1 protein-coding gene and 1 pseudogene are annotated in these 1613 nt (G+C 44.8%); both read left to right on the top strand.

Annotated features, from left to right (window positions below):
• A partial coding sequence (gene terL, locus RFH42_RS16815; RefSeq protein WP_308977082.1) for a phage terminase large subunit occupies nucleotides 1-1257 on the top strand: 1257 nt, incomplete at its 5' end.
• Nucleotides 1254-1613 (top strand): annotated as a pseudogene (locus tag RFH42_RS16810) (DUF4055 domain-containing protein); the annotation flags it as partial. The gene terL and the pseudogene RFH42_RS16810, both read left to right, overlap by 4 nt.

Here is a 1613-nt window from a genome sequence, read left to right as displayed (position 1 = left end):
CGCCTGATCATCAACATTCCACCACGGTATTCTAAAACAGAAATCGCCGTGATTAATTTTATGGCTTGGGCCTTAGGCAAGAATCCTGATTGTGAGTTTATTCATATTAGTTACTCCGCCATGCTTGCTGCCAATAACGCTTTTCAAACACGTAACTTAGTGCAAGAGGAATCTTATAAAAAGGTGTTTCCTGATCTAAAGCTACGTGATGATAGTAAAGCTAAAGACAACTGGCGCACGGCGGACGGTGGAGTGTGCTACGCCACCGGTACTGGTGGTACGATCACTGGTTTTGGTGCAGGCAAAATGCGTGATGGTTTTGGCGGATGCATTATCATCGATGACCCTCATAAGGCCGATGAAGCATCCTCTAAAACCATCCGTGAAGGTGTGATTGATTGGTTTCAGAATACACTTGAATCACGTACTAACTCACCAGATACACCAATCATCGTCATTATGCAGCGTTTGCATGAAGAAGACTTGGCAGGGTGGTTGTTAGGAGATCGCAAAGATGGTGAGCCTATTGCTGGTGGTAATGGTGAGGTATGGGAACACATTTGTTTATCAGCCATTCAAGATGATGGCTCAGCATTATGGCCAGCCAAACACAATATCCAAAAACTCACGCTGATGGAGAAAGCTGCACCTTATGTTTTTGCAGGGCAATATCGTCAGCGTCCAGCACCACCTGCTGGTGGCTTTTTTAAACCTGATGAAATTGAGATTGTCGATGCACTACCTGCGGAGATCCTTAAAAAAACACGGGCTTGGGATTTGGCAAGTTCAGAAGGTGAAGGCGCGTACACTGCAGGCGTAGGCATGGCTAGTGCCAATGATGGTTATACCTATATTTTTGGTGTTGAGCGTGAGCAGCTTGGTCCCGAAAATGTCAATAAACGGATTAAGAGTACTGCGGACCTAGATGGCACAGCAGTCACCATTCGATTGCCACAAGACCCTGGTCAAGCAGGTAAGTCACAAGTTAAGTCCTTTACCAAGCTTTTAGCTGGCTACAACGTGGTTGCTTTACCTGTATCGGGTGACAAGGTAACACGTGCTCAACCCTTTGCAGCACAGGTCAACGTAGGCAATGTGCGGATGCTTCGTGGGGATTGGAATAAAGACTTTAAGGACGAGCTTCGCAATTTTCCTAATGGTAAATACAAAGACCAAGTGGATGCGGCTGCGGATGCTTTTAATGATTTATACGAAGGCTTTACGCCATTCTTTCCTAAAATGGGATTTGCTCGATGAGTGATGTAACTTTTAAACACCCTGAATATGCGAAGAACTTTCCTTTATGGGATAAGGTCGATGATGTATGCAAAGGGCAAGATGCTGTTAAGGGTAAGAATACAACGTACTTACCTCGAAATAATCCACACGATATTAGCCAAGAAGCGCAAGGGTTTTATGATTCATATCTTAAACGCGCCGTGTTTTATGGGGTAACAGGTAAAACTTTGGGGAGTTTGGTAGGTGCAGCATTTTCCACCGACCCTACATTTAAATTTCCAAAGGAGCTTGAACATTTAGAGCGCAATGCCAATGGCGCAGGAGTCAGTTTATATCAGCTCTCACAGTCGGCGTTACGGCATATTTTGAAGCAT

Origin of the sequence: Acinetobacter rudis (genome assembly GCF_031157835.1) — a bacterium.
Classification (GTDB): Bacteria; Pseudomonadota; Gammaproteobacteria; order Pseudomonadales; family Moraxellaceae; genus Acinetobacter; species Acinetobacter rudis_A.
Note: the sequence above shows the minus strand (reverse complement) of the source record. Positions and strands in the feature narration are given on the sequence as shown.